Annotated in this window: 22 protein-coding genes and 1 pseudogene; 6 read left to right on the top strand and 17 right to left on the bottom strand. The window is 71.4% G+C overall.

The features are described 5' to 3' along the window. Positions 1–24: 24 nt before the first annotated feature. Positions 25–1,155 carry an FAD-dependent oxidoreductase gene (locus OG892_RS04080; protein ID WP_371628473.1) on the bottom strand — a complete coding sequence of 377 codons (1,131 nt, stop codon included), beginning with the start codon at positions 1,153–1,155 and terminating at the stop codon, positions 25–27. 127 nt (positions 1,156–1,282) lie between these two features. On the opposite strand from OG892_RS04080, the gene OG892_RS04075 reads away from it, so the two are divergent. Together OG892_RS04075 and OG892_RS04070 are read left to right on the top strand one after the other, a co-directional pair. Beyond that, complete coding sequence (locus OG892_RS04075; RefSeq protein ID WP_371628472.1) at positions 1,283–1,981, top strand: TetR/AcrR family transcriptional regulator; 699 nt, start codon at positions 1,283–1,285, stop codon at positions 1,979–1,981. A gap of 289 nt (positions 1,982–2,270) precedes the next feature. Next, positions 2,271–3,011 carry a class I SAM-dependent methyltransferase gene (locus OG892_RS04070; protein ID WP_371628471.1) on the top strand — a complete coding sequence of 247 codons (741 nt, stop codon included), beginning with the start codon at positions 2,271–2,273 and terminating at the stop codon, positions 3,009–3,011. A gap of 138 nt (positions 3,012–3,149) precedes the next feature. Here the strand turns inward: OG892_RS04070 and OG892_RS04065 are convergent, their stop codons facing one another. From OG892_RS04065 to OG892_RS04025, 9 genes and pseudogenes are all read right to left on the bottom strand, one after another. Further along, entirely contained in the window at positions 3,150–3,962 is an 813-nt protein-coding gene (locus OG892_RS04065) for a PIG-L deacetylase family protein (RefSeq protein ID WP_371628470.1), read from the bottom strand. Then, on the bottom strand, positions 3,959–6,307 hold the full coding sequence (gene fxlM, locus OG892_RS04060; RefSeq protein ID WP_371628469.1) for a methyltransferase, FxLD system: 2,349 nt from the start codon (positions 6,305–6,307) through the stop codon (positions 3,959–3,961). The genes OG892_RS04065 and fxlM overlap by 4 nt, the downstream gene beginning before the upstream one ends. A gap of 104 nt (positions 6,308–6,411) precedes the next feature. Then, on the bottom strand, positions 6,412–7,452 hold the full coding sequence (locus OG892_RS04055; protein WP_328867893.1) for a GNAT family N-acetyltransferase: 1,041 nt from the start codon (positions 7,450–7,452) through the stop codon (positions 6,412–6,414). Between the two features lie 138 nt (positions 7,453–7,590). Continuing rightward, positions 7,591–9,453: an ABC transporter ATP-binding protein gene (locus OG892_RS04050; protein ID WP_073736224.1), complete on the bottom strand. Its 1,863-nt coding sequence runs from the start codon at positions 9,451–9,453 to the stop codon at positions 7,591–7,593. A gap of 590 nt (positions 9,454–10,043) precedes the next feature. After that, positions 10,044–10,886 carry an SGNH/GDSL hydrolase family protein gene (locus OG892_RS04045; protein ID WP_371628468.1) on the bottom strand — a complete coding sequence of 281 codons (843 nt, stop codon included), beginning with the start codon at positions 10,884–10,886 and terminating at the stop codon, positions 10,044–10,046. Between the two features lie 118 nt (positions 10,887–11,004). Further along, a complete protein-coding gene (locus tag OG892_RS04040; protein WP_371628467.1) occupies positions 11,005–12,024 on the bottom strand; it encodes a hemolysin family protein in 1,020 nt (339 codons plus the stop codon). Further along, on the bottom strand, positions 12,021–13,358 hold the full coding sequence (locus tag OG892_RS04035) for a hemolysin family protein (RefSeq protein ID WP_328867895.1): 1,338 nt from the start codon (positions 13,356–13,358) through the stop codon (positions 12,021–12,023). Before OG892_RS04035 ends, OG892_RS04040 begins: the two co-directional genes overlap by 4 nt. A 172-nt stretch (positions 13,359–13,530) precedes the next feature. Beyond that, a pseudogene (locus tag OG892_RS04030) lies at positions 13,531–13,779 on the bottom strand (GNAT family N-acetyltransferase); the annotation flags it as partial. Between the two features lie 16 nt (positions 13,780–13,795). Beyond that, positions 13,796–15,076 carry a cytochrome P450 gene (locus OG892_RS04025; protein WP_242436707.1) on the bottom strand — a complete coding sequence of 427 codons (1,281 nt, stop codon included), beginning with the start codon at positions 15,074–15,076 and terminating at the stop codon, positions 13,796–13,798. Positions 15,077–15,366: 290 nt separating this feature from the next. Between OG892_RS04025 and OG892_RS04020 the strand changes: the two genes are divergently transcribed. Together OG892_RS04020 and OG892_RS04015 are read left to right on the top strand one after the other, a co-directional pair. Then, positions 15,367–15,594: a hypothetical protein gene (locus OG892_RS04020; protein ID WP_030921856.1), complete on the top strand. Its 228-nt coding sequence runs from the start codon at positions 15,367–15,369 to the stop codon at positions 15,592–15,594. Further along, positions 15,591–15,962 carry a hypothetical protein gene (locus OG892_RS04015; protein WP_024493430.1) on the top strand — a complete coding sequence of 124 codons (372 nt, stop codon included), beginning with the start codon at positions 15,591–15,593 and terminating at the stop codon, positions 15,960–15,962. Before OG892_RS04020 ends, OG892_RS04015 begins: the two co-directional genes overlap by 4 nt. 89 nt (positions 15,963–16,051) lie before the next feature. Here the strand turns inward: OG892_RS04015 and OG892_RS04010 are convergent, their stop codons facing one another. The 4 genes from OG892_RS04010 to bioB form a co-directional block, all read right to left on the bottom strand. After that, positions 16,052–16,717 (bottom strand): class I SAM-dependent methyltransferase, encoded by a 666-nt coding sequence (locus OG892_RS04010; RefSeq protein ID WP_073736218.1) that lies wholly within the window; start codon positions 16,715–16,717, stop codon positions 16,052–16,054. Between the two features lie 97 nt (positions 16,718–16,814). Further along, positions 16,815–17,504: a dethiobiotin synthase gene (gene bioD / locus OG892_RS04005; RefSeq protein ID WP_073736217.1), complete on the bottom strand. Its 690-nt coding sequence runs from the start codon at positions 17,502–17,504 to the stop codon at positions 16,815–16,817. 1 nt (position 17,505) lies between these two features. Continuing rightward, positions 17,506–18,810: an adenosylmethionine--8-amino-7-oxononanoate transaminase gene (locus OG892_RS04000; protein WP_073736216.1), complete on the bottom strand. Its 1,305-nt coding sequence runs from the start codon at positions 18,808–18,810 to the stop codon at positions 17,506–17,508. Then, positions 18,803–20,017: a biotin synthase BioB gene (gene bioB, locus OG892_RS03995; RefSeq protein WP_073736215.1), complete on the bottom strand. Its 1,215-nt coding sequence runs from the start codon at positions 20,015–20,017 to the stop codon at positions 18,803–18,805. Before bioB ends, OG892_RS04000 begins: the two co-directional genes overlap by 8 nt. A gap of 142 nt (positions 20,018–20,159) precedes the next feature. Between bioB and OG892_RS03990 the strand changes: the two genes are divergently transcribed. After that, positions 20,160–21,302, top strand: coding sequence for an 8-amino-7-oxononanoate synthase (locus OG892_RS03990; RefSeq protein WP_371628466.1), 1,143 nt, complete (start codon positions 20,160–20,162; stop codon positions 21,300–21,302). 48 nt (positions 21,303–21,350) lie between these two features. Here the strand turns inward: OG892_RS03990 and OG892_RS03985 are convergent, their stop codons facing one another. Both OG892_RS03985 and OG892_RS03980 read right to left on the bottom strand, forming a co-directional pair. Further along, positions 21,351–21,557 (bottom strand): DUF397 domain-containing protein, encoded by a 207-nt coding sequence (locus OG892_RS03985; RefSeq protein WP_371628465.1) that lies wholly within the window; start codon positions 21,555–21,557, stop codon positions 21,351–21,353. Between the two features lie 25 nt (positions 21,558–21,582). Then, the gene (locus OG892_RS03980; RefSeq protein WP_073736212.1) at positions 21,583–22,443 is read right to left on the bottom strand and encodes a helix-turn-helix transcriptional regulator; all 861 of its coding nucleotides are present in this window, start codon (positions 22,441–22,443) and stop codon (positions 21,583–21,585) included. Positions 22,444–22,662: 219 nt separating this feature from the next. Here OG892_RS03980 and OG892_RS03975 point away from each other — a divergent pair, with 219 nt between their 5' ends. Continuing rightward, on the top strand, positions 22,663–23,094 hold the full coding sequence (locus OG892_RS03975) for an ATP-binding protein (protein WP_327335603.1): 432 nt from the start codon (positions 22,663–22,665) through the stop codon (positions 23,092–23,094). A 19-nt stretch (positions 23,095–23,113) separates the two neighbouring features. Here OG892_RS03975 and OG892_RS03970 read toward each other — a convergent pair whose 3' ends face one another. Then, a complete protein-coding gene (locus OG892_RS03970; RefSeq protein ID WP_073736210.1) occupies positions 23,114–24,031 on the bottom strand; it encodes a LysR family transcriptional regulator in 918 nt (305 codons plus the stop codon). Positions 24,032–24,083: the final 52 nt, after the last annotated feature.

Here is a 24,083-nt window from a genome sequence, read left to right as displayed (position 1 = left end):
CGGCGTCGACGGCCGACGCCGCGCTCATGACGGCTGCCCCTCCTCGGTCATCATGGCGATCCAGCTGTGGGGCGCGTCGTCGCCGAGCATGATGTCGTAGACGTCCTCACCGGCCGCTTCGACGGCGCGCGTGAACATGGCCTGCTCGTACTCGGCCAGCGCCTTCTCGACGTCGTCGGGATACCGGGCGACGGCCCGGCCGAGCTCGGCGCCGTCCAGCATGGCCAGATTGGCGCCTTCACCGTTCGGCGGGGCGAGGTGGGCGGCATCGCCCAGCAGCGTGATCCCCGGCGCCGGATCCCAGCGGTGCCCCACCGGGAGGGTGTGGAGCCGGCGCAGGAACGGTGCGGTGTCGCTGTCGGTGAGGAGAGCGGTGAGCTGCGGGGCCCATCCTTCGAACTCCGCAACGACCCGCGCCGTCAAGGCCGCGGCGTCGGACGCGTCGGTGTCGGCGGGCCAGCCGAGCGGCTTCACGAGCTGCGCGTAGGAGTGCAGGCTCCCATCGGCCTCCCGCATGGCGAGAAACCCCCTTCCCGGCGCGAGCGCGAACAACGAGCCGGCACCCACCGCTTCGGCGGCGGCGGGGTGACGGGTGGCCGCGTCGGACAGGAAGGTCTCGACGGAGGTGACGCCCGCATACGTGGGGGTGGCGTCCGACAGGACCGGCCGGACCCGTGACCACGCCCCGTCTGCCCCGACCAGCAGGCTCGTGGTGACGGTGCCGCCGTTGGCGAAGCACACCTCGTGGCGGCCGTTGCCGAGGGCCCGTACGCCGGTGACCTTGTGCCCCCACCGGACGGCGCCGTCCGGCAACGAGTCGAGCAGCAGTTGCCGCAGCTGACCGCGCTGTACTTCCGGACGTGAGCCCGTCCCGTCGTCGGGCAGGTCGAGCAGTACGGATCCTGTCCGGTCCAGGACCCGGTAGGACTCGCGCCCCTCCAGGACGAGGCCGTGGAACTCCTCGATCAGCCCTGCGGCCGCCAGCGCGGGCTGGCCGTTCCAGGGGTGTATGTCGAGCATGCCGCCCTGAGCGCGTGCGGTCGCGGAGGCCTCCGCTTCATAGACGGTGGCCGGGATGCCGTGAACGTGCAGGACGCGGGCCAGCGCGAGACCGCCGAGGCCGGCTCCGATGACCGTGACCACTGGTGCCGTCATCTTCATCTTCTCCTTCTTTTCCAGAGCTGATCGAATTGCCAGAGTTCTTTTTGGATCGCCGCTCCAATAGAAAGTACACCGGCTGAACCCCATTTGGAGCAACGATCCAACGTGGCAGAATGAAGGCATGACAACGAAGGGCCACCGGACGGCGCGACGCACCGACGCACTGTCCAAAGAGGTGATCGTCCAGGCCGCGACCGAGATCCTTGACGCCGACGGAGAGGCGGCGCTGACCTTCCGCACGCTCACCCGCCACCTGCACACGGGCTACGGGGCGATCTATCACCGGGTGGCCAACAAGAGCGACCTGCTCGCGGCGGCCGCCGGCGGTGTGATCGACCGCGTCGTGGCCGGCCCGGCGGCCGACGCGAAGCCCCAGGAAGCGCTGCGAGCCCTCGCCCTCGGCCTGTTCGACGCTATCGACGCGCACCCCTGGGTCGGTGCCCAGCTCACCCGGGAGCCCTGGCGCCCCACGCTGCTGGAGGTCTACAAGAGCGTCGCTGAGCAGTTGCAGGCACTCGATGTGCCCGAGGAAGCCGTGTTCGACTCGGCGGGCGCACTCGTGAACTACATCCTCGGAGTCGCTGGGCAGCATGCCGCCAACGCCCGCGTGCTCGCCGGCGCTGAGGCGGAGCGAGACCGTCTGCTCGGGGAGATCGCCGCGCAGTGGGCCCAGCTCGATCCCGTCCAGCACCCTTGGGCGCGCGGTGCGGCGAAGCGTCTGCCGGAACACGACGACCGTGCGCAATTCCTCGCCGGTGTCGACCTCATCCTCGCCGGCATCGAGGCCGTGAACCGTGGGCGCGGAGCTGGAGCGAACTAGGCACTGCGCGGCGGTTCATGGTGCTGTCGGATTCCCGGATCGTTGTTCCCGGCGTGGGACGGGGTGATCTGGCGAATGCCGAGTGAATCCTGCTGGCCGCTGCCCCTCGCAGTCGGCGACCCTGCGGACGTGACCCCGTGGTGTCACCACGTCTCCTGCCGCTGGATCGTGTTGATCGACCCCACTCGATCGCATCGGCAGCCGGGCAGGACACCCGTGAACCGGGGGACTCTGCCGGTCGCAGCACAATCGTGTTGACCACCCCGGCAGGCAGTGCTTGAGTCGGCGCGTGGACAGCATTTCGGCCAACCGGCAGTTCTGGAACCAGCTCAGCGGCGCCTACCAGCACAAGCACGACCCGCAGATCGGCGCAATGCCCCGGCTGTGGGGCACGTACGCCATCCCCGACGCGCGACTGCACGCCCTGGGCGACGTCACCGGCAAGCGCGTCCTCGAACTCGGCTGCGGCGCCGGTCAGTGGTCCAGGGCGCTCGCCGCTGAGGGTGCCACCGTGGTCGGGCTCGACCTGTCCGAAGCTCAGCTCAGTGCGGCAAGTCACGCGATGGGAGCGGCCCGCTACTCGCTGGTGCAGGGCGCCGCCGAACGCCTCCCGTTCGCCGACGACAGCTTCGACCTGGTGTTCTGTGACTACGGCGGACTCAGCTGGGCGTCCCCGCAACTGGCCGTTCCACAGGCTGCACGCATCCTGCGCCCCGGTGGGCGCCTGGTGTTCAATGCCGCCAGCCCATGGTTCGAAGCCTGCTACGACGAAGCCGCCAGCCGCGCCACCACGACTCTGAACCAGGACTACTTCGGGCTGGACACCATCGACGAGGGCCAGGGCGCGGTCAGTTATCAGCTCACCTACGGCGACTGGATCAGGGTCCTGCGCGGAGCAGGTCTCGTCATCGACGACCTCATCGAGCCGCGGCCCGAACCCGGAACAGCCAACGGCTACAACCAAACCGACCCGCCTGACTGGGCACACCGCTGGCCGGCTGAAATGCTCTGGGTCACCCATAAACCGTGAGCATATAAACCGTGAGCACCGCCGCACCGAGGCGTGCGCGTGAAGGTACCCCCTCCCCGGTCGACCGGTAGGCGGTGAACGAGCGCAAGAAGCGGTGAACGAGCGGAAGAAGGGGAGCGGCGACCAGGCGCGCAGGGGTCAGCCGATGACGGACCGCCGGTGGGGATCGCCCGGTACGGGGCCGGGCATGAGGCGGGTGAAGTACTCGGTCTGGATGATCTTGAGGCGGGATTCCTCTGACCGGCGGGCGAGGATGCCGGGCAGGGACCGCTCGCGGGCGGCCTCGCTCCGATGGGCGAGGATCGCGCGCCATTTGGCCGCGACCCACGGGGTGACGTCGACGGTCGTGGTCACATACGCGTCCGGGACGGCGAGCAGGGTCTTGCCGACGCCCGTCAACAGGGGCCCGAGTTCGCCGACGCCGCTGTCGGGGTGGGTGGCCGCGTACAGGGCGCGAGGCTGCCAGGGAGGCCCCGCTTCGGGGTAGAGCGGCCCGAGTCCGGCGGCTTCGACGGCGAGGAGGGTGACCTGGTGGGTGCGGCGGTGGTCCGGGTGGCCGGTCAGCTGCCCGAGCACGTCGTGCGTGACCACGACATCGGGACGGAACTCCCTCAAGTGGTACACGACGTGGCCGACGGCCTCGTCGAGCGGTACGTCGACGAGCCGGGCCCGTCCGGGGGCGGACGAGGGGTTACGGGCATCGGCGTGGCCGAGCAGGCGCGGCTTGCCGGCGCCGAGCGCACCCAGGGCGTCGCTGAGTTCAGCCGCGCGGGCACTGTCCGGCGCCCACGTGGTGGTGACGACCGCCGTGCGCGCACCGTCGGCGGAGCTCCGCGCGAGCACACCGCCGGCCAGCAGGGACTCGTCGTCGGGGTGGGCGAACACGCCCATCAGCGAGGGAGCGAGCCGGTCGGTGCCACCGCCGGACGGCCCGTTGACCGGGCTCGTCATGTGCTCTGCCCTGCGACGACGGTTTCGGCCGGTGCGTCCGGCCCGGTCACCTGGGCGCCACGGCCGGGCCAGCCGAGAACCAGCCGCGAGGCGGGCTTTTCGAGCACGTCACCGGGCGGCAGACGGTCGTCCGGGGTTCCGGCCGGGTGGACGCTCATGGACGGGTAGCCGCTCGCGCGCACGTCCAGGTCCCACGTGCGCACGCACGCGGCGAACCGTCGCGCCAGCTCCGGTCCGGCCGGCCCGTACGCGTGGATGTAGAACTCGGTTCGGGAACCGGCTGGTTCAGACGCACCGTGGATCTTGATGTGGGTCAGATAGGCGAGCGAGCCGTCGGCCACGATAGCTGCCGCGTCACGCTGGGCGACGAGCTCGGATCCGTCCGGGACGGTCAGCCGGCAGAACCCGGCCAGAGTGCTCGCCGCGAAGACCTGGAGCGTCTCGAAATTGAACGGGCCGGCGACGACGAGGCCTGTGGCGAGCTCGTGGCGCGGCCCGCACAGGGCCTCGTCCAGACCGCCGGTGTCACCCGGGACACCGTTCTCCCACCGCACCGTGACCGCCCCGCCGGCCAGCCGGACCATGGGCGCCGTGCGGGCGGCGGCGCCGCGGTCGCGCACGAATCCGCAGTACGTCCAGTGCTCCGCGTACAAGGTGTCCCCGCGCCGGACCAGGGTGACCGAGCGTGTGTAGCCGCCGATCTCCAGGGGGACGACCAGCCTTCCGCCTTCGGCCAGTTGATCGCGCCAGGCCGGGGCGATGTCCGTCGCGGTGTGCGTGATGACGATGCCGTCGAACCCGCCCGCCGGCACATGTGCGGGCGCTCCCCGGCCGCCGTCACCGAGTACGGCCGTGACCCGACCGCTCCCGGCCTCCGCGCACAGCCGTCGGGTGCGTTGCACCACGTACGGGTCGAGATCGACGGTCACCACACGGCCCCGCTCCCCGATGATGTGCGCGAGCAGCTCCGCGTTGTACCCGCCCGAACCGACCTCCAGCACGTTCATCCCCGGTTCCAGCCGGAGTTGCCCGGCCATGTCGGCCTGGAGCCAGGCCGCCGAGACCGAACTGACGGCAGTCCCGGGGGCCTCGCGGACGGTCACTACGGCATGGTCGTCGTGGTAGGCCGTCGCGAGCGGGACCTCGGGGACGAAACGGTGCCGGGGCACCGCGCGGAGCGCGGCCCGCACCCGGGCGGAGGGGGCCCGGCCCTTGCGGATCACGCGCTCCGCCATCCGCTCGCGCAACCGGGCCGCCTCCGCCGGTTCGCCCGGCACGGGCGGGACGTCGGAGACGCACGGGTAGGAGTGCACCGGCGGCAGTCCCGGAAGCACCCCGGGGAAGACCGCGTTCAGCGATTGGGCGGAGGGCATGAAGATCGTTCCGAGTATGGCCAGGGTGTGCAGCGGGTGCCACTCCCAGCGGACGAACTTCTCCGGCTCCCTCAAAGCGAGTTCGCCGTCCCAGTCGGTGACGCGGACGACCGGGGAGATACGGCGCATGTCCAGCCGGTCGTCGTGCAGGACCGTGATGACATGGGCATCCTCCACGCGGGCCGTCAGCCCGGTCTCCTCCGCCAGCTCCCTTACGGCTGCGGCCTGCGCGGACTCGCCCGGCTCGATACGGCCGCCGGGCAGCTCCCACATGCCCTTTACGGAACGGCCCAGCAGGACCCGACCGGCCGCGTCGGTGACCACGGCCGCGGCGCCCGCCACCGCTTGCGGGTTCGGCCGTCCCTTCTCCACCGCGGTGAACGATCCGCCGGAGCCGCGCAGCACCAGCACGGCCAGGCCCTCCGCTTCGAACCTCAGGGCCTCCTCGAATCCGTCCGTGATCGAGCTGAGCTCGTTCTCGTCCAGGGCGATGTGCCGCCGCTCCGGCGGGGTGTGTTCCACCACCGGCGTGATGACGACGATCGCCCCGCCCGCACGCAACCGCGCCCCCAGAGCCCGCAGCAGGGACGAACGGTTCCGGAGGAAGGCGACGCTCAGCCGGAGGGTGACCAGGTCGTATCCACCCTCGCCCCCTTCGGGCGGACCGGACAGGCCGGGCAGGCCGCAGTGCTCCAGGTCCACGTGCAGCCAGCGCACCCCGGGCACCGTGGCGTACTCCGCGCGGGCCCGGACGAGCGCGGCTTCGGCGAAGTCGGCCGCGTCCACCTGATAGCCCATGCCGGCCAGCGCCACGGCAAGCTCCCCGGTTCCGCATCCGGCGTCGAGGGCCCGTCCGCCCTCCGGGGCCGGTACGTGCTCAGCGAGCAACGTCCGCTCCGCGTCGCACAGGGGCCGGAACCCCCGGCCGCCCTCGTAATGCTCCTGCCAGGCTTCCTTCCGGACCTGCCTCAACGTGTCGCTCCCCTCACCTTCGTACGGTTCTTGACGTCTGATCGCTGGGCGCCCGTGGGCCCACATGCCATCGGCCTCCCGCAGGTCGCCCGGCAGCACGACGGTCAGCTGTTCCCCCAGCCCCAGGAGTCGAAGTACGCGGTCGTGCCGGTCAGCCGAGCCGTCATCACGGCGTCCAGGCGGGCGAAGTCCTGCGAGGGCATGAGCGGCTCCCATTCCTTCAATGTGAGGACACGCACGGCGTCATGCTCGTCCGGGTCCAGGACGATGGACCGGATCTGTGCGTCGGAGAGTCGGCCGCCGTCGAAGACGCATCCCGTTGTGGAGTACGGCCAGTCGCCCCCGGGCGGTCCGAAGACCGAGGCGAGCAGTCGGGGCGGCCCCGCCACGTCGAGCCCGGTCTCCTCGCGGCATTCGCGCTGCGCCGTCTGCCAGGGCCGCTCGCCGTGATCCATCGTGCCGCCCGGGAACTGCCAGGGATGCGCCTGGGAGTAGGTGGCACGCAACTGCACCGGACGGTTGTCCCGGTCGGTGAAGAAGATGAAGGCCGATCCGGTCGACTTGGGGACGGAGGAGGCGTACTCCTCCGGTGGGAGCAGCACACGGCCGGCGGGTGGCCCGACCCGGGCGGCCGCCCCCACGAGCCGCGTCATCCGCATCAGCGCGGGATCGGCGGTGAATCCCAGGTCCCGGTACAGCGGTGCGGCCGCCTCGCTCGCGTGCAGTTCGAAGAGTGTGACCCCGTCCGCCTGGAGACGGTCGAGGAGGGCGGACAGCACCTCCCTGGCGAGGCCGCGGCGCCGGAACCCCGGCCGTGTGGCGAGCGCGTGCACGCGGGCGGCCAGCCCCTTGGGGTAGGCGGGCGCGGGGAGGACCGGGTGGATCAGGCCGAGCGCGCAGGAGACGACCGACCCGTCCGGTGCCAGCGCGACCTGGGCGCGGGCGTCTCCTCCCGGGGACAGGCGACGGGCGAGCTGGGTACTGCACAGCGCGGACCACTCCGTGTCGAGGGGCTCGGAGAGGACGAATTCGGACCGCAGACCGATGATGCCCTCGGCGTCGGCGGGACCGGCCGCGCGGGTGGCCGGGCGCTCGGTCCCGGTCGGCGCCGCCACCGTGGTGGTGGGGGCGAGGTCGCGCTTCATGGAACAACTCCTGTCGTCGAGTCGGATGGGCGGTGCTCGGTGCGGGGCCGGGGTGCGTTCATGCGGCGTCGGGAATCCCGCCACGGCACGCACGCGGTCCTGCGCGTTCACCGCCCCGGATCCGCACCGCGGGAGCGCTCATGCGGGGGTTTCGTATGTGTCGTCGTTCGCCTCTGAGGTGACCTGGTAGGACAGCAACTGCTTGAACAGGCCGTCTTGTTCGGCAAGAGCTTTGTACGTGCCCTCCTGTACGACCCTGCCGCCGTCGAGGACCACGATCCGGTCGGCGACGGCCACGTTCGTGATTCGGTGGGTCACCAGCAGTACGACCCGGTCCCGGGCCAGGTCCCGCAGCCGCTGGAAGATCCGGTACTCGGCGCGAGGATCGAGGTTGGCGGTCGGCTCGTCGAGGACCAGGAGCCCGGCCTCGCGGAAGAACGCCCGTGCGAGGGCGATGCGCTGCCACTGGCCGCCGCTCAGTTCCTCACCGTTCAGCCACTCGCGGGCCAGGAGGGTGTCCAGGCCGGCGCCCAGCTTGTCGATGACCTCGTCGGCATCGGCGGCGTCGCACGCTTCGCGGACCGCTGCGTCGCCCCGGGCCGTGGGCTGTCCCTGGGTCACGTTCTCCCGGACCGTCAGCGGCCAGTGCGCGTAGTCCTGCGGCACCAGGGCCACCTGCTGCCAGAGAGCCTGTGGATCGGCGTCGTCGGTGGGGACGCCGTCCCACAGCACCTGCCCGCCCGTGGGCAGGTACAGACCGCTGACCAGCTTCGACAGGGTCGACTTTCCCGAGCCGTTGAAGCCGACCAGTGCGGTGACCTCGCCGCGGCGCAGGGTGAGCGAGACGTCGGACAGCGCGTCCTGGTCCTTTCCGGCGTAGCGGTGCGAGACCGACCTGATCTCGATCTCGTTCGGCGGCTCCGGCCGGTGCTCGCCACGGCGCATGGCGTACCCGCCGGCGAGGTCGAGGAAGCGTGACCAGTCATCCATGTACAGGCCCGTCCGCACGGCCCTGGCTCCGACGGCGACCAGTCCGCGCACCGACTGGCCCACCGTCTGCAGTGCGAAGACGGCCGTCCCGGCGTGCCCGACGCTGATGCGGCCGGTGGCCAGCAGCCACACCACCGCCGCCCACACGACGGCAGAGCCGAGGCCGCCGCAGAGCGCGCCGAGCAGCGACATGCGGGCGCCCTTGTCGGCCGCGGTGCGGTCCTCGCGGTTGATCCGGGCGACGGTCTGCCGGTACCGGCCGGAAAGGAAGGCGGCCATCGTGCCGGCCCGGATCTGGTCGGCGGCTTCCCTGGTGAAGATGTGCCAGCGCAGGACCGACAGCATGCGGTTGTCGCCGTTGCTGCGGAGGTTCGCCAGGTAACGGACCCGGGCGGCGCTGACCTGCGCGAGTGCCTGCGGCAGGCTGGCCGCGACCAGGAGGGGGAGGAGCGTCCAGTTCACCCCGGCGAGCACGGCGGCACCGGCGAGGAAGGACGCGGTCGAGGCGATCAGGTCCTGACCCTCGTTGATCAGGTCGCCGGTGACCTGCGCTCCGCGGTCGGCGGCCTCGCGGTCGCGGTTGAAGTCGGGGTCGTCGTAGGCCGAGAGCTCCACCGTGGCGCAGCCGGTGAGCAGCATCTGCTCGGCTTCGCGCGACATGAGGGGGCTCAGCCGGGAGGAGAGCCAGCTGACGGTGATCCCCAACAGGGCCCGTACCCCGGACGCGATGGCCAGCAGGGCCACGGACGGCCATGCCTGTAGGAGCCGGTGGTAGACGTCTCCGCCGGTCAGCAGCGCGGTGAGGGTGCCGCTGATCGCGATCAGGCCCAGCGCCTGCATCACGCCGGCCGCCGTCTGGCACAGCAGAAGGCCGATGGTGGCCCGTCGGTCGACGCGGTGGGCGAGAGCGAGGGACCGCCGGACCAGCTGGGGCAGGCGGCGGGCCATGTCGCGCATCCGGATGGACCGCCCGGCCGCCTCCCGGCTGCCCGTCAGGTCCACGTACCGCATCTCCGGGGCGGGGGAGGCCTGTTCCGGGCCGGTGGCCGTCGCATGGCCTGTTGCCGAGGCGGGCGGGGTGGGGCGCGGCCCCGGGACGCTCCCGGTCGATTCACCGGTCGACCCACTCATGCCTCCCACCCCGTATCCAGACGTGATGAGCAGCGGGTGTCGTCAATGCGGAGCATCGTCGTGGCGGCCGGGCGCTGTTCGATTCCAGAGGGCTGATGCACGGGGGTGGGGGCGGGATTCATGACGTTGCTCCATCCGGGCGGCGAAGTGGCACTGGTGCTCTAATAACGCCTCGGTTCGGGCTCCGTCACGGATCATTTTGTGAACACACGTTCTGATTGGGCGGATTGGGCGGGCAGGGCGCGGCAGCGGGCGCTGAAATCAGTTCGACGCGGCCGGTCACTCTTCCGGGGGATTGCCATGCCGACCGAGGTCCCGGCGCGACGGCATGGCTGAGCGGGCCGTGGCGGGGATGCGGCACGGCCCCGGAGTGGTCCTCGGTGATCTTTGTGGTGGCCGTCGGGTACGCCTTGGCCGGCTCGACGGGGCCGGCGGAGGACGGCTGACGGAGGGCGGCTGGCGGAGGACCGCTATTCGCCCGCGTCCACGCGGCGCCACGTGGCAACCGGGCCCGGTGTGACGGCGTCGTCTGGGGTCACCCAGAAGGCCAGTCCATGCTCGGCGCTGAACTGCGCCCCCGAACGTCCGTCCCCCGAGGAGCGGCCGGTCAGGCGCCGTCCTATCCAGGGGAACAGGTGCTCACGCGCGAAGCGCGCATCATCGACGCGCCGGGTGGCCCAGTGCGGCGGGACGGCGGCGGCCAGCGGGGTCCGCCAGTCGTCCTCCGCGGGCATGCCGAGGGTCTGCCACACCGCCTCGGCCACCCTGCGATGACCCTCGGCGGTCAGGTGCAGCCGGTCGACGTCCCACATCCGGGGGTCGCCCAGCACCGGCGCCCCGTACAGATCGACGACCTCCGCGCCATGGCGGGCGGCCAGATCGTCGACCAGGGAGAACAGCTCCTCCATCCGAGGCCGGAACCGTTCCATCACCGGTCCGTTGCGCCCCGGGCTGCGCATCAGCACCAGCTTCTTGCACGACGGCGCGAGGCGTTCCACGGCCTCCTCCAGCCGCCCGCGGACCATGCCCATGTCGCACTTGGGACGCAGGGTGTCATTGAGCCCGCCGACCAGCGTCACGACATCCGCCCGAAGGTCCGCGGCGACGTCCACCTGCTCGTCGACGATCTGGCCGATGAGCTTCCCGCGCACGGCGAGGTTGGCGTACCGGAATCCGGGAGTCCGGGTCGCGAGCCGGGTGGCGAGGACATCGGCCCAGCCCCGGTACGAACCGTCGGGCAGCCGGTCCGACATGCCCTCGGTGAACGAGTCGCCGATCGCGACGAGACTGGTGTAGGTGGCATTCATTTCCATGGCGATGTGATGATATCGCGGGGTCGCCCGCCCCTTCCCGGAGCGCGAGGTCAGGGTCAGGCAGCCCGGCCCCGCCCCCGGCTCAGCGTTCCTGGCCGGGGGCGGGGCCGGGGGCGGGTCACCGTGCCTGTGGCCGTCCCACGAGTTCCCGGAGCACGTCCTCCATCGTCACCATTCCGGCCAGCCGGTCGTCCTCGTCGACGACCGCCGCAAGGTGCGTACGGCTGCGCCGCAGCGCGGTCAGTACGTCGTCCAAGGGAGTGGACGCCCGCACCCGGGCGATCGGCCGCATCGCCGTCACCGGGAACGGCTCGTCGCGGGGCGTGACATCGAGGGCGTCCTTCACATGGAGGTAGCCCAGGATCCGCTGCTCGCTGTCCATCACCGGGAAACGGGAGAACCCGGTCTCCGACGAGAGCCGCTCCAGCTCCTCGGGGCTCGTACCGACCCTCGTGTACATCACCCGGTCCACCGGCAGCACCACATCGCGCACGGGGCGGCGGCCCAGCTCCAGCGCGTGGTGCAGCCGCTCCGCCGCCCGGTCGTCGACCAGTCCGGCATCCCCGGCGTCCTTCACCAGTCGGGCCAGCTCGTCGTCCGAGAAGGTGGCGGAGACCTCGTCCTTCGTCTCCACCCGCAGTAGCTTCAGCAGCGCGTTGGCGAAGGCGTTGATCGCGAAGATCACCGGACGCAGCGTCCGGGCCAGCGCCACCAGCGGCGGACCCAGCAGCAGCGCGGTCCGCACGGGCTCGGCGAGCGCGATGTTCTTCGGCACCATCTCGCCCAGCAGCATGTGCAGATACGTCGCCACGGACAGCGCGATTACGAACGAGACCGGATGGACCAGCCCGTGCGGCATGCCCACGGCGTCGAAGACCGGCTCCAGCAGATGTGCGATGGCCGGTTCCGCGACGATACCGAGGACCAGGGTGCAGAGCGTGATGCCCAGCTGCGCGGCGGCGAGCAGTGCGGAGACGTGTTCGAGTCCCCAGATGACGCTGCGCGCGCGCCGGTTCCCGTCCTCCGCCTGCGGCTCGATCTGACTGCGCCGTACGGAGATGAGCGCGAACTCCGCGCCGACGAAGAAGGCGTTCACGACCAGGGTCATCAGCCCGATGAAGAGCTGTACGGCGGTCATCGGCCGTCCTCCGGCACATCGTCCGAGCCGGGCAGCGGTGCGTGCAGCAGCGCCCGCGCGGCGCGGCGCCCGGAGGCGTCCACCACGTCGAGCCGCCAGCCGGCGAACTCGACCACGTCACCGACGACGGGGATCCGGCCCACCTCCGAGGCGATCAGCCCGGCAAGGGTCTCGTACGGTCCGTCCGGCACGCGCAGTCCGATCCTCTCCAGCTGGTCGGTCCTGGCCGCGCCGTCGGCCGACCACAGGGTGCGTCCGTCGGCGTCCTCACCGGCAGGCGCGAGATCCGGTGTCTCGTGCGGGTCGTGTTCGTCGCGCACCTCGCCGACGACCTCCTCGACGATGTCCTCCAGCGTCACCACGCCGGCCGTGCCGCCGTACTCGTCGATGACGACCGCCATGGCGAGCTTGCCGGAGAGCCGGTCCAGCAACCGGTCCACGGTCAGCGTCTCCGGTACGAGCAGTGGCTCGCGCAGCATGTCCCCGACCCGTTTACGGGGCCGATCTTCGGCGGGGATCGCCAGCACGTCCTTGATGTGGGCGACGCCGACGACGGTGTCGAGGCTGCCCCGGTACACGGGGAACCGGGACAGGCCGGTCGCCCGGGTGGCGTTGGCGACGTCCTCTGCGGTGGCCCGCACCTCCAGCGCGGTGACCTGGACCCGCGGGGTCATCACGTTCTCCGCGGTCAGCTCCGCGAGGTTCAGGGTGCGGACGAAGAGCTCGGCGGTGTCCGCCTCCAGTGCGCCGGCCTTGGCCGAGTGCCGGGCCAGGGCCACCAGCTCCTGAGGGCTGCGGGCCGTCGCCAGCTCCTCGGCGGGTTCGAGCCCGAAGCGGCGCACGATCCGGTTGGCCGTGTTGTTGAGGTGGCTGATGAAGGGCCGGAACAGGGCGGTGAAGACCCGCTGCGGGGTGGCCACGGTCTTCGCGACCGCCAGCGGCGAGGAGATCGCCCAGTTCTTCGGAACGAGCTCACCGACGACCATCAGGAACACGGTGGACAGGGCTGTGCCGATCACGAGCGCCAAGGACGACGACACGCCGGAAGACAGCCCGACGGCTTCGATCGGTCCCTGGATCAGTTTCGCGATCGAGGGCTCGGAGAGCATGCCGACCACCAGATTGGTGACGGTGATGCCCAGCTGGGCCCCGGAGAGCTGGAAGGTGAGGCTGCGTACCGCCTTCATGGCGCTCGAAGCGCCACGTTCACCCTGCTCGACAGCCCGTTCGAGCTGTCCCCGTTCGACGGTGGTCAGGGAGAACTCCGCCGCGACGAAGGCGCCGCAGGCAAGGGAGAGCAGTACCGCCACGAGCAGCAGAAGCACTTCGGTCATCGGTTCACCTCCGTCCCATGATCGGGCAGGGACAGGAGGATCGCTCGGTATTGGCGATGTCGGCTACTGGGAGGCTCGCCCATGGATGGACGCTCACACCTTTCGTTTCGTAAGGATCGGCGGGGGACACCCATGGTAAAGGATCAGCAAAGTCGCCCTGCGCTGCGGCCCCTCACGCTCCCAGCGGCTTCACCCAGCGCCGCCAGTGGTCCTCGCGCCGGTAGCCGGCCGCGTCCCAGGTGTGGTGCGCCCGCTCGTTGGCCTCCAGGACCATGGCATCCACGCGCCGCCCGCCGAGAGCGGCGAAGCGCTGCTCCGCCGCGGCCATCAGGGCGGTGGCGATGCCCTGCCGACGGTTGAGCCAAGCAGAGTGCCGCCCGGCGCCGCCAGCCAACACCCGCCCGGCCGCGCGCCACGGGCGGGGACCCGCGGCGGCCTCAGCGTAGGTGCACCGGCAGCGACTCGATGCCGTAGACGATCGACAGCTTGCGGAAGGCGAGATCCTGCGGCGGCACGGCGAGCCGCATCCCGGGAAACCGCCGGGCCAGCGCCGGGTAGGCCGACCGCAGCTCCATCCGGGCCAGCTCGGCGCCGATGCAGCGGTGGATGCCGTGGCCGAAGGCGAGGTGCCCCGAGGGGGTGGCGCGGTCGGGGTCGAAGCGGCCGTCGTCCATGACGTAGGACTCGTCCCGGTTGGCGCCGCTCAGGGAGCACAGGACCATGTCCCCGCGCGGAATGACGACCCCGGCTATCTCGATGTCCCGGCGGGCGAACCGGGGGAAGGCCATCTGCACGGCGGAGAGGTAGCGCAGCACCTCCTCGACGAACGGCACGGTCGTGGCGTCGTCCGTACGCAGCCGGGTGAGCACGTTCTCGTTCCGCAGCAGGACGAGCGAGCCGAGCGCGATCGTGCTGGCCGTGGTCTCGAACCCGCCGGTGAGTACGCCGTCGGCGAGGCCCGCGAGCTCCTCGTCGTCGACGCTGTCGCCGTGCTCCCGCACGATCATCCCGAGCAGACCGTCGCCGGGCTTCGCGCGCTGCGCCCTGACGACCCCCCTGAAGTAGTCCAGTGATGCGGACATGGCACCGAAGGGTGCGGTCGTTCCGCCGAAGAGGTCGAAACGGTCCATGGCCAGCTGCTGGAAGTCGTTGCGGTCCTCGTACGGGACGCCGAGCAGTTCGCAGATGGTGAGCGAGGGGATGGGCAGCGCAAACTCGTGCACCAGGTCCACCGGGCCCCGCGCGGCCTCCATCGCCGCCAGGCGCTCCTCGACGATGGCATCGATCCTCGGAGCGAGTCGGCGGAGCCGGCGCATCGTGAACTCAGGGGTGAGGATGCGGCGCAGCCGGGTGTGCACGGGCGGATCGCTGAACCCCAGTCCGCCCGGACTCTGCTCGGCGGCTATTCCGGCGTTCGTGGCGAGGTGGGCGAAGTCCGTACTGAACCCCTCGGCGGAGCCGAGCACGGCCTTCGACTCCTCGTATCCGGTGACCACCCAGGCGTCCATGCCGAAGGGCAGCGAGACCTTGGACACCGGTGCGGCGGCCCGCGCCGTGGCCAGTTGCCGGACCGGGTCCAGACCGTCTCTGCGCAGCAGCATCAGGAGATCCTCGGGCAGCAGCCTGATCGTGGACGACCCGATTCCGTGCTTCTGAATCCTGGCCAGGTAGCTGCGGCCGAACCTGGCGGTGATACGAGAACGGAACGTCGTACTCAATGTGGACTCCATGAGTAGTCGCGGGATGCTGGACGGCCGGCACGCGATTCGACGCCTGGACGTGGTCGACCGCACCGGCGTCGCTTGCCTGACCTGGAATTATGACTACTTGTTCGAATGGGGGAGCGGTCGGGTGGGGTATCCGTCGGTTATCTTCCGACCGTAGGCGCGCCGGGGCGCCCACGCCTGTGCCGGCCCGGCGGCCGGGACGGGCCCGACGGCCTGCGCAGATGCACCCTGCGAGCCGGTTCCCCTTGCCGATGCTAGCGATCCCGCGCTAGCGTGATGGGGTGCCCAAGACTCAGCTGAACGTACGAGTGGACGAGGCCACCGCCGAGGCCGCGCGACAGCGCGCGCTCCAGAGGGGGATGAGCGTGAACCGTTACATAGAGGAGCTCGTCAAACAGGATGCGGGCGAGGTCGGACACACCTTCGTCGAAGCAGCCGCCGACTTCATGAAGCAGTACGAATCGGTGTTCGCCGAGGAGTTCGGCCCGGAGCGCAAAGGCACCCGTTGAATCTCCGGATCCATCTTTCCTGGCTGCTCATGGTCGCGGAGCACAAGACGCCCGGCGACCCGCAGGTCACCGACTGGGGTGCGCTCGTCGCCGCCGTCGCCCGCCACGAGGCGGAGATCTTCGGCAGCCCCGTCTACAGCGACCCGCACTCCAGAGCCGCGTCACTGCTCCAGCTCCTGCTGCACGTGCCCGCGCTCGAACGGTCCAACGCGATGTTCGCCTCCGCCGTGGCCTACGCCTATCTCGTCGCGTCGGGCCTGAAGGTCATCACCTCGCCCGAGCAGGTGCGCGATCTGGCACTGCTGGTCAAGGAGGGCAAGGCGGACGTCCGCGCGATCGCCGACGAACTGCGCCAGTGGAGCCTGTGAGCGGTCGCTGTCCTCTGACGGACCACACGTAGGGCCGGAGCGTGGAGCCGTGCGCCCCGGCCCGGTCCGTGCACCGCGTGGCACAGGCCTTAGGGTCGTCGTGCCACCCCGACCACGCAGGCCGAGGTGGGGAGGCGGACACCGCTCTCGGGAATCCGGATGTCCCGGCGCGCCTCCACCACGAATCCGGCCGCCTCGATCGCGGCCGTCGCGTCACGCGAGGTGTGGCAACCGCCGGTGAGCAGCGGCCACACGGTCCGGTCCAGGACCCGCTGAGTGGCGGCCATACCCCTGCTGTCGGCCCGCACGTGTTCGAAGAAGCGCAGCTCACCGCCCGGTCGCAGGACCCGCCTGATCTCCGCGAGCGACCGCCGCACATCCCGCACGGTGCACAGCACCAGCGAGACGACGGCGGCGTCGAACGCCCCGTCCCGTACCGGCAGCGACTCCGCCGTGCCAGGCATGACATCCACCGGAACGCCGGCCCCGAGCGCGGACCGTACCGCCAGCCGCCGCAGGGTGGCCTCCGGTTCGATCGCCACCACCTCGCGGACCGTGGGCGGGTAGTGGGCGAAGTTGAGGCCGTTGCCCGCCCCGATCTCGATGACCTGACCGGAGAGACCGGACAGCAGTTCCGCGCGCACCGGCGCGATGCCTGCGGTGGTCTCCGCGGCCACGCTCACCCGGGCGTAATAGCGGGCGAAGACGGGATGGTGCACCGCGTCCCGGTGCGTCTTCGCGCTCCGCAACCGCATGACGGACCTCCTCCGAGTTGCCCCCGTTACCCCGATTCTGCACCGGGCCACCCGGGCCCGCCGGGCTGACGGCCGCAGGCGGAGCAGGACGCGGCCGTCAGCCCGGCGGACGGACCCCGCCCAGTCCGGCGGCCAGCCAGCTGCCGGCCCGGGCACGGAATTCGGCGGGTGGCAGCGCCCCCGCACCCGCCGGGATCACGCCGAGCAGGGGTGCCCCCGCGGCCACGGGGAGATCCGTGAGATTGCAGCGCTCCGCCAGATCCGGCTCCGCGGGCATGCTGCCGACCACCACCCCGAGGCAGTCGAGTCCGCGGGCGTGCAGGGCCTCCGCGGTCAGCGCCGTGGAGTTGAGCGTGCCGAGCCCGGCGGGCGCCACCACCAGGACCGGTGCGGAAAGCAGCCGGGCCGCGTCCGCCAGGGTGGCCCCGTCGTCGTCGAAACGTACGAGCAGCCCGCCCGCGCCCTCGACCAGGACGAGATCGTGCTCGGCCGCCAGCTTCTCGGCCGCCTCCGCCACCTCGTACGGGCGCACCGGCGGGAGGCCGGCCCGTCTGGCGGCGGTGGCGGGCGCCAACGGTTCGGGGAATCGGGCCAGTTCGAGGGCCGTCACATGGCCGCCCGCCAGTCGTACGACCTCGGCGACGTCACCCGGCTCACCGGGTGCCAGCCCCGTCTGGGCCGGTTTGAGCACGGCCACCCGGCGTCCTGCGGAGGCCGCCGCCACAGCAGCGGTCACGATCGTCTTGCCGATCTCCGTGCCCGTACCCGTCACTACCAGAACGCTCATCTCAGCCCTCCCGCGCCGCCGCGCACACCGCGCGGCAGATCCGTGCCACATCGTCGTCGCCGGTCACGTACGGCGGCATGGTGTAGACGAGATCGCGGAACGGCCGCAGCCACACGCCCTCGCGCACCGCTGCCTCGGTCGCGGCCGCCATGTCCACCTCGTGGTCGAGCTGGACGACACCGATGGCGCCGAGCACCCGCACGTCCCGGACCCCGGGCAGGTCAAAGGCGGCGGACAGTCCGTCGCGCAGACCCGCTTCGATCCGTTTGACCTCCTGTTCCCAGTCCTGGCCGAGCAGCAGCTCGATGGAGGCGCAGGCGACCGCGGAGGCCAGCGGATTGCCCATGAACGTCGGGCCGTGGGCGAGCACCGGCACCTCGCCGCGCGAGATGCCCTCGGCCACCTCGCTCGTGCACAGTGTCGCGGCCATCGTCAGGTAACCGCCGGTCAGGGCCTTGCCCACGCACATCACATCGGGGGAGACCCCGGCGTGTTCAGCGGCGAAGAGCTTCCCCGTCCGGCCGAATCCGGTGGCGATCTCGTCGAACACCAGCAGCACACCGTTGGCGTCGCACGCCTCGCGCAGCACGCGCAGATAGCCCGGCGAGTGGAACCGCATCCCGCCCGCACCCTGGACCACCGGTTCCACGATCACCGCGGCCAGCTCATCGGCGTGGTGCGCGATCAGTTCCCGAAGATGCGTCGCGTACGCGGCGTCGGGCTCCGCGTCGAAACCGGCCGGGGGCTCGTCGGCGAAGACCTGGCGCGGCAGCGCCCCCGACCACAGTTCGTGCATGCCGCCCTCGGGGTCGCACACCGACATGGGCTGCCAGGTGTCCCCGTGGTACCCGCCGCGCCAGGTCAGCAGCCGCTGCTTCGCGGGCCGGCCGGCCGAACGCCAGTACTGCAGGCACATCTTCACGGCGACCTCGACCGAGACCGAGCCCGAGTCGGCGAGGAACACGTGCCGCAGCGGCTCCGGGGTGATCTCGACCAGCCGGGTCGCGAGCCGCACGGCGGGCTCATGGGTGAGCCCGCCGAACATCACATGGCTCATCCGGTCCAGCTGCCCGCGGGCCGCCTCGTTGAGCACCGGATGGTTGTAGCCGTGCACCGCCGACCACCAGGACGACATGCCGTCCACCAGCTCGTGCTGCCCGTGGGCCGGTTCGGCGAGCCGGAGCCGTACCCCGGACGCGGACTCCACGACCAGCGGCTCCTGCCGGCCCGGCATCGGGCCGTAGGGGTGCCAGACGTGGGCCCGGTCCAGGGCGCGCAGACCGGCGGGGGAGAGCGGCTCAGGCATTGGGCGCGAGGTCCGTTCCCGCGCCGCGACGGCGGACCGACACCAGATCCGTGCGTGCCGCCGGGACCTCCGCGGCTTCGGCGGCATCCGCCTCGGCCCCGGGGCCGTCGCCGCACGGCGCACAGCCGCCGGAGTGCGAACCGCACCCTTCCGACTGCGGACCGCCCCCCTCGGAGTGCGCGGCGCAGCCGCCGACCGCGTCCGCGCGGTGCCGGGGGAGCGTGGTCGTGCCCGCTCCCTCGACCTCGAAACCGGCGTCCGCGATCATGTCGAGGTCGGTCTGTCCGGCCTGGCCCTCGCTCGTCAGATAGTCGCCCAGGAAGATCGAGTTGACCAGGTGCAGGGCGAGTGGCTGCATCGAACGCAGATGCACCTCGCGCCCGCCGGCGAGCCGTACCTCGACATCCGGGCAGACGAAGCGCACCATCGCCAGAATCCGCAGGCAGCGCTGCGGAGTCAGGTTCCACTCCTTGGCGAGCGGGGTCCCCTCGAACGGGATCAGGAAGTTGACCGGCACCGAGTCGGGGTCGAGCTCACGCAGCGCGAAGACGACGTCGACCAGATCGGAGTCGCTCTCACCCATTCCGGCGATCAGCCCCGAACAGGCGGAGAGCCCGGCCGCCTGGGCCTGGTGCACCGTCTCCACCCGGTCGGCGTAGGTGTGGGTGGTCGTGATCGCCCCGTACGTCCCCTCGGACGTGTTGAGGTTGTGGTTGTACGCGTCGGCCCCCGCAGAGCGCAGCCGGCCGGCCTGGCCGTCGGAGAGCAGGCCGAGGCAGGCACAGACCTCGACGCCCTCGTTCTGTTCTTTGATCGCCTCGATGGTCTGCGAGACCCGGTCGACGTCCCGGTCGGTCGGACCCCGGCCGCTGGCCACCAGGCAGACCCGCTTGGCGCCGCCCGCCACCCCGGCGGCAGCCGCCTTGGACGCCTCGTCGGGCTTCAGCCAGGTGTACTTGAGGATCTCGGCCTTGGAGCCGAGGCGCTGCGAGCAGTACGAGCAGTCCTCCGGGCAGAGCCCCGACTTCAGATTGACCAGATAGTTGAGCTTCACGCGCCGCCCGAACCACTGGCGGCGTACCTTTCCGGCCGCGGCCACCACGTCGAGCAGATCGTCGTCCGGGGTGGCCAGTACGGCGAGCGCTTCTTCACGGGTCGGCAGCTCGCGCCGCAGCCCCTTCTCCGCCAGCGTGTTCAGGAGGTCCATGGCGATGATCCTGACGCACGGCACGCCTCCGAGCCAAGGAAGAACCGGACAACAGAGAGGCATCAGGGTGTGTGCATGGCCACACCCTGTCCGGCTTCGCCCCCGGTTAAGGTCTGTGAGTTGCCTACAAAAGGGACTGCCCATGCCCTTCGCCCCGTTCGACTGGATAGACGACGAGGCCCGCCGCCGTGCGGACGCCGGACTGGTCCGGACGCTCCGTCCCCGGCCCGCGGAACCGGAACTGCTGGACCTCGCCAGCAACGACTACCTCGGGCTGACCAGACACCCGGAGGTGACCGGGGCAGCGGCCGATGCCGCGCGCCGCTGGGGTGCGGGGGCCACCGGATCGCGCCTGGTGACCGGTTCAACCGTGCTGCACGCCGAGCTCGAACAGGAACTGGCCGACTTCTGCGGTTTCGAGGCGGCCCTCGTCCTGTCCTCGGGCTACGCGGCCAACCTCGCCGCCCTCACCGCCCTCACCGGACGGGGCGCCCTGATCGTGTCGGACGCGGGCAACCACGCCTCGATCGTCGACGGCTGCCGGCTCTCCCGGGCCGAGACCGCCGTCGTGCCGCACGCCGACCCCGACGCGGTGCGCAAGACCCTGCACGCGCACGACGGCCGGGCGTTGGCGGTCACCGACTCGGTCTTCTCCGTCGACGGCGACGCCGCTCCGCTGGGCGCACTGGCCGAGGCCTGCCGCGACGAGGACGCCGCGCTGCTCGTCGACGACGCGCACGGTCTGGGGGTTCTCGGAGAGGGCGGGCGCGGTGCGTCGGCGGCCGCGGGCCTGGCGGGCGCGGAGGGCGTCGTGGCCACGCTGACCCTCTCCAAGTCGCTGGGCAGCCAGGGCGGCGCGGTCCTCGGCCCCGCCCGCGTCATCGACCACTTGGTCAACACCGCCCGCACGTTCATCTTCGACACCGGTCTCGCCCCGGCCGCCGCCGGCGCCGCACTCGGCAGCCTGCGGCTGCTGCGCCGCGAACCGGAACGGGCCGGCCGGGCCCGTACGGTCGCCACCGCGCTGTACGACCAGTTGACCGCGGCCGGTCTGACCGCCGTACGCCCGGACGCGGCCGTCGTCTCGGTGCGGGCGCCCTCGGCCGACGCGGCGGTCCGCTGGGCGGCCGACTGCCGTGCGGCCGGTATGGCGGTGGGGTGCTTCCGGCCACCCTCGGTACCGGACGGCATCTCCCGGCTGCGGCTGACCGCACGCGCCGATCTGACGGACGAGCAGATCGCGACCGCGGTCACGATCGTGCGGCGGACCGCTCCGGGCGCCTGAGACGACACCTGCGTCGTCCGGCGCCGTCGACCGGTCCGCCGCGTCGCGTCAGCGGACCGGGCCGGGGCTCAGACCGGCGACGAAGGAGGTCCAGGCCGCGGCCGAGAACTGCAGCGGTGGCCTGGACACATCCTTGGAGTCGCGCACGGCCAGCCGTCTGCCGCCGAACGGCGCGGTTTCCACGCAGTTGTTCATTCCCGTGCTGCGGCTGCTGCGCCGCCACCGTAACGCGTGCTGTGCGAGGCAATCCGACATGACGCCCCCCTCGGGCAGTCCGTAGTTACTGACCGCCGCGGTCGATCGTGGCGATCAGGTCCAACGAGTGCTCCGGCGACAGCGCGTGCGCCTGCAGAGTGCGGAAGGCCGAGCTGTACGCCTCGAGGTCTTCTTTCCGCTCCAGATAGAGGCTACTCGTCAAGTGGTCAAGAACGACCACATCCAGATCAGAAGTGCTCGGAAACGAGAAGATTACGAAAGGTCCGGTGAGGCCGACATAGCCGCCCACCGAGAAGGGCAGCAACTGGAGGTTCACATGCGGGAGCCGGGCCAGCCGGGTGAGGTGGCGCAGCTGCTCCCGCATGACCCGCGGGCCGCCCACCGCGCGCCTCAGCACCGCCTCGTCGAGCACCGCGCTCAGCCTCAGCGGCGGATCGCTCCTGAGCACCCCCTGCCGGGCCAGCCGCACCTCGACCAGCGAGTCCAACTGGCCGGCCGGCAGTCCGTCGAGCGAGGCCCGGGTCACCGCGCGTGCGTAGTCGGCGGTCTGCAACAGGCCCGGCACCACCGAGGTTTCCAGGGTGCGGGCGGTGCGCGCCTGTGACTCCAGACTGATGAAGTCGCGGTACTGGGGCGGGATGAGCCCGCGATAGGCGTGCCACCAGCCCGCGCCGCCCCCACCCGCGGAGCCCGCGAGTGCCTCCAGGACCTCCCGCAACTGAGGGTCGTCCACGGCGTACGCGTCCAGCAGCCGGCTGACGTCCGCCGGCCGCACCCCGCTGACACCCGTCTCGATCCGGCTCACCTTCGACTGGTGCCAGCCGAGCAGTTGCGCGGCCTCCCGGCTGGTGAGTCCGGATGTGTGGCGCAGACTCCGCAACTCCTCCCCGAGCTTGCGGCGTCGCACCGCGGGGCCGTGCTGCATGTGGTGGCTCCCCTCCCAGTCCTGCCGGCCACTGCGTGCCGAGCGGACAGTGTGCCGCTCCCGCACGGTATCCAGCGAAGAGTTCACCGCTTTGAGCGACAGATATATGCATATCTTGGTGGATCGCCGTCACAGAGGGCAGCATCAATGGCAATCTGGCGCGAAGCACAGCACGGACCGATCGCGGGTCGGTTCCGGGCGGGAAAGGGGCGGCCGGCCATGGCGGACCATCAAGAGGCGAGCGTCACGCTGCCGAGCGAGCCGGTTTCGGTCTCCGCGGCCCGCAGGTACGTGGCCCGGGTTTTGGCCGAATGGGGACTGCCGGACGGGAGCGAAGCCGCCGACACCGTCCGGCTCATCGTCTCCGAGCTCACCACCAACGCCGTCCAGCACACGTTCGGCCAGTCGCCCACCTTCACCGTGGACCTCCGTCTGGAGCGCGAGGAACAGCTGCACCTCGGGGTGACGGACAGTCACCCGCGCTGGCCCCAGCGGCTGCCCGCCGCCGTCCAGCAGGACAACGGACGCGGCATGGTGATCATCCGCTCGCTGGCCAAGGAGTACGGTGGCCGGCTGACCGTCACACCGACCGCAGAGGGCGGTAAGACCGTCTGGATCGCGCTCCCCTGGAGCGTCCCCGTCCAGAGCTGACCGCACGCGGGCCCCGCGGTCACTGCGGCGCGGCGGACCGGCTGAATCCGCTGCGCAGCAGGGCCCGCAGGGTCGCCGCGGCGGCGCTCGACCGGTCACCGCGGTGCACCACGGAGATGGTCCGCCGGAACGCGGCCGGCTCCAGCCTCCGCACCGAAAGCGGCGTCGGTGACATCGCCGCGACCATCTCGGGCACCACCGCGATCCCGATGCCCGCGCTGACCAGGGCGCACACCAGTGCGTAGCCGGGCGACTCGCAGACCACCGCGGGCAGGGCGCCCGCCTCGGCCAGCGCGTTCTCCACCCCGCGCCGCGGCGGATGCGTGGGCGCGCTGCTGATCAGCGGCCGGCCAGCGAGGTCCGTCACCGGCAGCCGCCCGCTGCCGTCGGCCAGCACCTGACCGACGGCGGTGATCAGTACCAGCTCCTCGACCAGCAGGGGCTCGGCGCTGACGCCCGAGGGGAGCGGCGCCGTGGCGGCCGGCTCGTACGCGTGCGTCAGCGCGAGGTCGACCTCGCCGGAGGCCACGGCCGCCACCCCGCCGGGCGGCTCGTAATCCGTGACGACCAGCTCCACATCCGGATGCGCCCGGCGGAAGGCGCTCAGCACCGGAGGCAGCAGATGGATGCCGGCCGTGGTGAAGGTGCCGACCCGCAGCCGCCCGCCGGAGAGCCCGGCCAGCCGGGCCAGCTCGTGGCGCGCCTGGTCCATCTCGTCCAGCACCCGCCGGGCCCGGCCCGCGAGCAGCTCGCCCGCGGCGGTGAGCCGGGCGCCCCGGTGGTGCCGGACCAGCAGCGCGGCGCCGGCCTCCCGCTCCAGCTTGGCGAGCTGCTGGGAGAGCGCGGGAGCGGTATAGCCCAGCCGTGCGGCGGCCCGGGTGATCGAACCGGCCTCCGCGACCGCCACCAACGCCGCCAGCCGTGTCGGGTCGTACATTAAGCATTCCTTTTGGCAGACCCACAAGATTGCAAGTACATGCTAAAGGCCG

The organism is Streptomyces sp. NBC_00341 (assembly GCF_041435055.1).
Lineage (GTDB): Bacteria > Actinomycetota > Actinomycetes > Streptomycetales > Streptomycetaceae > Streptomyces.
The sequence above is the reverse complement of the archived record's forward strand: the minus strand, read 5'-3'. Positions and strand labels throughout refer to the sequence as shown.